We start from the raw sequence: 6,583 nt of genomic DNA on the forward strand, positions 1-6,583 counted from the left end.
CTCCTGCATGGAGACGTGATTAGATCACAGACGATCAGCCTGTTCAAATTTCATTAACAAAGTGCGATCCCGCCCTGAGTAACTGCCACTTCATCACTTGTTTGAGCAGAATAAATTCAGGAAAACTGGCCGCTACTGTGCTCATACAAAATGCCAGTGTCGTCCCAATCGGCAGCCCATTGACAATCAAGCTCTCCATCACCGGGATCACTGCGGTGGCGTTGGAGTAGAGGGGAATGCCGATGAGAACCGCCACAGGCACTGACCACCATTGGCCTGCTCCAAGATGTGAGGCAATCCAGCCATCAGGCACAAAGCCATGAAGCGCGGCACCAAGCCCCACACCGACAATGACCCAGATCCATACCCGTTTGAAGATGGTGAGGGTTTCATCTTTAGCAAAGGCATGACGCTTGGCCAGCGAGAGGCTCGGGGCATCGGTATGCTGCTGGACGATATCACCTTGCTGATGCTGCCCCTGCTTGAGGGCCTCAGCGGCAAAATCAGCCAGCCAACGCTCGGCCTTTATCTTGTCCAAAAACGCCCCACCCAGCATGCCAACCGCCATGCCAACTACCACGTAAATCAGGGTGAACTTCCAGCCCAGCAGACTGACCAGCAACAAGACGGCCACTTCGTTGATGAGCGGTGAGGTGATGAGAAAGGCCATGGTAATCCCTAGCGGGATACCGGCTGAGGTGAAGCCGAGGAACACAGGGATACTCGAACAGGAGCAGAAGGGAGTAATGGCACCAAAGCCGGAGCCAAGAAGATAGCCCAACCCTCTGTGCTTGCCCGCCAAATAGTCCCTCACCCGTTCAACATTCAGGGAGGCCCGCAACATGGCCACGATGTAAATCATGACCAGCAGCAGGGCAAAGATCTTGCTCACATCCTCCACGAAGAAATGCAGCGCATCCCCCAGCTTGGTTTGCGGGCTCAGGCCCAATTGCTCGTAGACCAGCCAGCTGGCTAGGTCGGTGAAAATCTGAAACATAATGACTCCATCAACATCGGTGTTATCCAGAAGACGTGGCATGTCCGCAAAAGATGCTCATATCTTTTGTTTTTTGCTAACGCCGCGATCTCATGGTTCGCCCCCAGCCCCTTCATCAATCACTGAATACCAATGAATCAAGGACGCCTTGCCCGCTATGAACGCCCCCTTCTGTCGATCCGGCTGATTTGCTACGGATCAGGTATCCAGCAAAGCTCTGCTCGGCGCAACCAGGATTGCCATCTATCTGAACGGTGAACATGCCTAGTTCACTGATCAAGTCCGTCACCCGATGCAGCTCTCCTTTGCGTACTATCCAGGCTGACATCGGTCTGGGAACGGGATGTAATCGGCCCATTAGTGACCAAGCCTGATATTGCCGGGGCTCCAGTGTTTCTAATTTTGCCAGGATGTCTGCCCCAAACAGACAATGCCCACCTCCTTCTCCTTGGTTTTTAAGTACCCAACTATTGGAGGGCGCAGCTTTTACAAAGTGGAGGCTATCAGGGGTCACAGGATGCATTTCACCCAACACGCCTCTTACCGTGTCAGCCTCTTGCGGGGTCAAGCCAAATGCAGCGAATCCCTCTTCTCCCAAACGTGACAGCAGCATTTGTACTCGCTTGCTGGTCGCCAATTGCTGGGCGACCGTGGCATTGACGGCGACTCTATGTCGCTCAATCACCACACGGGTCGCCATCAGCGCCTGGCAACATCTATGCTCTTTGAGGTCTGTCGCCTCATAATCTGAATATTGGTATCCGGCCCGCAGGTAGACGGTATCGAGGGAGCCGACACCATCGAGGAGCAGTCTGTTGTTAGCGCCCGTGCTCAGTTGATTATGAAGTTCACGAAAGGTTCTGCGCTGCGTCTCAATCCCTTTGCGCTGGAGTGCCAGCTCAAGCAGGTGTTGATCAAACACATTGTTTTCATGTTCCTGCACAATCATCAGAAACCTTGCCGGGCCGGGGTCGCCAAACTCACGCTTGATCTTGAAGGTGGCCTCGGCAATGCCTGCTGACAATCCTTCAATGGCATGATTACTGACAAGTTCACCCATTGCCTGATGCGGCTCTTGCATGTACGCAGCAGGCCATTGCCGTTGCAGATAGCGGTGCAGTTCATGTATCCGCTGACCAAATGGCCCCATACCTGCGGCGATACCATTGAACTCGATCAGCTTGTGGCCATCGCGCTGGTCGTCCATAAAGTCGCTGCGCATGATGAGTAATGGCAGCCGGGGTGGCTTGGTGGCTGATGAGTGTATCTGTTGGTGCATGCTGAGCAGGGCTGAAAAGAAGGGATCGCCCGCCGTAATGGGATGAATGGCATCATGTAAAAAGCCATGATCCTCTGAGACGGCATAAATCAGTTTGCTTAAGGTCTGTGCCGCACTTTTCAAATGCTGGTAGTCCCGTTGGCTGATCGGTGTCGGCGCCAGGGTAAATGGGGTATGCACAGCAGAATACAGCGACTCTTTAAAGGCTACACCGTGGGTTAATGCCCACTCGACTGCATCATCTTTGGCTTTCTGGATGTCGAAAGAACTCATCATACGATCCTGATTATTGACTCACGAACCTCAAGGCGTGGTTGCCCAGCCCTCATATCGAACAGCGATCTTCATATCCTCATCAGACGAGCGCAGCACGTCACGAGGAAGACGCGCAAGCAGCGAAAAGGATGCACTTCAATTTTCTGAACCACGTCAACCTGACTCAGGTATTGTCATATTCTCGTCATACTTCCCAGCGATGATTAATAAGAATTAATCAATCAACATGGATAGATGAACATGAAAAAAATCGTCGCTTCCGCCGCCCTGCTGGGCTTTAGTCTGCTTAGCACCGCCGCCTTTGCGAGCGAATTCAACCTGCCCGGTTTTGTCACCGAAGTGGAAGATGGGCGGCTATGGGTCTTTAAAGAAGGCTCGCCAGAGCTGGAAGAGTTCAAGCAACATGGCGAACCGGCAAAACAGTTCAGCAATATCGGGGCAGGTCCCAATGGCATGACCATTAAAGCAGCCAACCAAGAAACCTTGGATGAGTACCTGTCCGAAGCCAAGAACAAATAAAGAAAAGGCCAAGGTGAAAACCTTGGCCTTTTTACTGAACATGGGTCATGGCTTACTTCGCAGCCGGAGTGAAGCAACACACCCGACCCGTCTCATCCAGCCTGACCTGACAGTCCAGAGAGAGCTGCTGACGCAAGCGTTGCCTGGCTCGCAATAAACGCGACTTGGTGGCGGTGAGGGTCAGACCGTATTGGGCGGCATAATCCGCCTGCTTCACGCCTTCCAAATCGCAGCGCTTGAGAATATCCCGGTCAGCCTGGGCCAGCCTCTCCAGCACTCTAGGCAAGCAGCCAGCCAATGAATCGACCGCATCAAGCTCACTCTGCTGCATTGCCAGCTCGTCATGTAGTTGAAACATCGGGCGTTGTCGCCGGCTTCTATCAATCACCAGATGTCTGGCGACTTCAAACAGCCAAGCCCTGGCATTCTCGATGGCGCAGAACTTGCCCTGCTGGCGGATTGCTCGCAAGAAGGTCTCTTGTAGCAGATCATCTGCATCCATCGGGCTGCCAGATTGCTTGAGTAGCCACCCATAGATCTCATGTTCATGCTGTTGCCATGCCGTCATCAGGCAAGGCGGCGCACCGGTTGGCTGGGTCACTTGATGCGTTTTCCTTGGGCATCCACCACCTGCTCCCCATCCTCCTTGGTAAAGGCCCCTTGCTGAGGGCTCGGCAGGATATCCAACACCGCCTCTGACGGACGGCACAGCTTGGTGCCAAGCGGGGTCACCACGATGGGACGGTTGATCAGGATGGGATGAGCCAGCATGGCATCGATCAGCTGGTCGTCGCTGAATCTCTCCTCGGCCAGTCCAAGCGCCTCAAAAGGCGGCACGTTTTTGCGCAACAGGTCGCGCACCGATATCCCCATGGCGGCAATAAGCGCGACCAGGATCTCGCGGCTCGGCGGCGTCTCCAGATAGTGGATGACGGTCGGCTCAACCCCTGAGTTGCGGATAAGTGCCAGCGTATTGCGAGAGGTGCCACAGGCCGGGTTGTGGTAAATGGTGATCTTGGGGTCACTCATGCTTGCGCCTCCGCTTTGCCATAGTTGCGCTTCATGCGCAGGGCCACGTTGACCAGGGCGATCAGCACGGGCACTTCAACCAGCGGGCCTATCACACCGGCGAAGGCCTGATCCGAGTTCAGGCCGAATACCGCGATGGAGACCGCGATGGCCAGCTCGAAGTTGTTGCCGGTCGCAGTAAAGGCGATGGAGGCGTTCTTGTCATAGGGAATACCCAGCTTCTTGCCCACCAGGAAGCTGGTGAAGAACATCAGCACGAAATATACCACCAGAGGCACAGCAACCCGCAGTACATCCATCGGCAGCTCAACGATCATCTCGCCCTTGAGGCTGAACATCAGCACGATAGTGGCCAGCAAGGCGATCAAGGTAATGGGGGAAATGGCCGGGATGAAGCGCTCGGTGTACCACTTCTCCCCCTTGGCCTTGACCAGGTAATGACGGCTCAGAAAACCTGCCAGGAAGGGAATGCCAAGATAGATCAGTACGCTTTCTGCGATATCCAGCATGGTGATATCCACCGCGAAACCCTGCAAACCAAACAGCGGGGGCAGCACTGTAATGAACAGCCAGGCCATAAAGCTGTAGGTGAGGATCTGGAAACCGCTGTTGAGCGCCACCAGGCCTGCGCCGTATTCCTTGTTGCCACCACCGAGATCGTTCCACACCAACACCATGGCGATACAACGAGCCAGGCCAATCAAGATAAGACCAACCATGTAGTCGGGGTAATCATGCAAGAATGTCAGGGCGATGACGAACATCAGGGTGGGGCCAACCAACCAGTTCATTACCAATGAGAGGGTAATCGCCTGACGGTCGCGTGTCATGGCGCCCATGGTGCCGTAGTTCACCTTGGCGAGCGGCGGATACATCATCAGGATGAGGCCTATGGCCAGCGGGATATTGGTGGTGCCGACCGACACCGCCTCGTTCCACTGAGCCACCTGGGGGAACAGGTAACCAATTCCCACCCCGATGGCCATGGCGACGAAGATCCAGAGGGTGAGATTGCGATCGAGAAAACTCATTTTTTTGCTGACGGGCAGATCGCAGCAGGCTGTTGTACTCATCACGAGACTCCATGAGGGTTGGATGAAGTGGAAGGCTGATGGCGTGGCAAACCAATGGAGATAAACGCCGCCAGCAGGATAAAGAGGGTGGAGATCCAGAGGCAGGCCTCGAGACCATAGAGCTGGAACACCAGCCCGGAGAGCAGGGTGCCTAGCAGGCGCCCCAGGGCATTGGCCATGTAGTAGAAGCCCACATCGAGCGATACCCCATCTGCACCGGCATAGCTGACGATGAGGTAGCTGTGCAGGGAGGAGTTGATGGCAAACAGAGCGCCAAACACCATCAAGCCGCCCACCAGGCTGATGGCCGGATGCACCTCATAGTGGAGCGCCAGGGCAATCAGGGCCGGGGTCAGTGCCAACACTAGCGCCCAACGCATCGCAGCCTTGTCATCGGGTACACGTCCCTCTCGCTTGCCGGTAAAGCGGGGCGCCTGGGTCTGAACCACGCCATAAGCAATGATCCAGAGCGCCAGGAATCCCCCCACATACCAGTGATCCCAGCCAAAGCTGGAGGCGAGGTAGACAGGCAACGCCACCACAAACCAGACATCACGGGCACCAAACAGGAACAGACGGGCCGCCGACAGGTAATTGATGGCGCGGCTCTTGGAGAAGATTTCGCTGAACTTGGGCTTGTTCTTGGCTTTGCCGAGATCCCGTTTCAGGGTCAGCATGCTGACGCACCACACCAGCGCCAACGCCAGGGCCATAACCAGCACGGCCCCCTGAAACCCGAGCAGGGTCAACAGGGCGCCACCGAGGAAAAAGCCCATCCCTTTCAGGGCATTCTTCGAGCCGGTGAGGAGTGCCACCCACTTGTAGAGCTGACCCTGGGCCTCCCCCGGCACCAGCAACTTGATGGAGCTTTTGGCGCTCATCTTGTTGAGGTCTTTGGCTATCCCCGAAAGCGCCTGCGCCCCCATCACCCAGGGCACCGTCAGCCAGAGCGGTGGCACCAGCAACATGCCCAGTGCCAGCACCTGGAGGGCCAGCCCTATGTTCATGGTGCGGTTGAGCCCAAGGCGAGCCCCGAGCCAGCCCCCCACCAGATTGGTCACCACCCCGAAGATCTCGTAAAAGAGAAACAGGGAGGCGATGGCCAGCGGGCTGTAACCGAGCCCATGGAAGTAGAGCACCACCAACATGCGCAGAGCGCCATCGGTCAGGGTGAAGGCCCAGTAGTTGCCGGTCACCAGCAGATACTGGCGGATCTCGGGGGAGAGTCGGGTCAGTTCCATGGCGGGGTTATCCTTGCGCCTTGTCCATTTGACCGACCATGCGCATCAGCTCGGCGGTGCGGTTGGCATAGCCCCACTCGTTGTCATACCAAGGGCGTTGTTGCCCAAATCGACTATTGAAACGCCCTTTCCTCCGGCCTTGAGCGATGGCTACACTCGGGGCCTTCTG

At 55.8% G+C, this 6,583-nt stretch carries 7 protein-coding genes; 1 reads left to right on the forward strand and 6 read right to left on the reverse strand.

The genetic code is table 11. The features are described from left to right. Positions 1-43 precede the first annotated feature (43 nt). Together OKC30_RS19310 and OKC30_RS19315 are read right to left on the reverse strand one after the other, a co-directional pair. Positions 44-997 carry a permease gene (locus OKC30_RS19310; RefSeq protein ID WP_160839369.1) on the reverse strand — a complete coding sequence of 318 codons (954 nt, stop codon included), beginning with the start codon at positions 995-997 and terminating at the stop codon, positions 44-46. Between the two features lie 115 nt (positions 998-1,112). After that, complete coding sequence (locus OKC30_RS19315) at positions 1,113-2,549, reverse strand: glutathione synthase (RefSeq protein WP_270809759.1); 1,437 nt, start codon at positions 2,547-2,549, stop codon at positions 1,113-1,115. A gap of 243 nt (positions 2,550-2,792) precedes the next feature. Here OKC30_RS19315 and OKC30_RS19320 point away from each other — a divergent pair, with 243 nt between their 5' ends. After that, positions 2,793-3,071, forward strand: a complete 279-nt coding sequence (locus OKC30_RS19320; protein WP_005303852.1) for a hypothetical protein — start codon at positions 2,793-2,795, stop codon at positions 3,069-3,071. Positions 3,072-3,123: 52 nt separating this feature from the next. On the opposite strand, the gene OKC30_RS19325 is transcribed toward OKC30_RS19320, so the two are convergent. Genes OKC30_RS19325 through arsJ form a run of 4 tightly spaced genes read right to left on the reverse strand, consistent with a single transcriptional unit; the run spans position 3,124 to position 6,414 of the window. After that, complete coding sequence (locus OKC30_RS19325) at positions 3,124-3,672, reverse strand: sigma-70 family RNA polymerase sigma factor (protein ID WP_252410986.1); 549 nt, start codon at positions 3,670-3,672, stop codon at positions 3,124-3,126. Then, positions 3,669-4,100 (reverse strand): glutaredoxin-dependent arsenate reductase, encoded by a 432-nt coding sequence (arsC, locus tag OKC30_RS19330; RefSeq protein WP_043163175.1) that lies wholly within the window; start codon positions 4,098-4,100, stop codon positions 3,669-3,671. The genes OKC30_RS19325 and arsC overlap by 4 nt, the downstream gene beginning before the upstream one ends. Continuing rightward, positions 4,097-5,173, reverse strand: a complete 1,077-nt coding sequence (gene arsB, locus OKC30_RS19335) for an ACR3 family arsenite efflux transporter (protein WP_005303846.1) — start codon at positions 5,171-5,173, stop codon at positions 4,097-4,099. Before arsB ends, arsC begins: the two co-directional genes overlap by 4 nt. Next, positions 5,173-6,414 carry an organoarsenical effux MFS transporter ArsJ gene (arsJ, locus tag OKC30_RS19340; protein WP_160839371.1) on the reverse strand — a complete coding sequence of 414 codons (1,242 nt, stop codon included), beginning with the start codon at positions 6,412-6,414 and terminating at the stop codon, positions 5,173-5,175. Before arsJ ends, arsB begins: the two co-directional genes overlap by 1 nt. Positions 6,415-6,583: the final 169 nt, after the last annotated feature.

This window comes from Aeromonas sp. QDB18 (assembly GCF_027705325.1).
In the GTDB taxonomy this organism is placed as follows: Bacteria; Pseudomonadota; Gammaproteobacteria; order Enterobacterales; family Aeromonadaceae; genus Aeromonas; species Aeromonas caviae.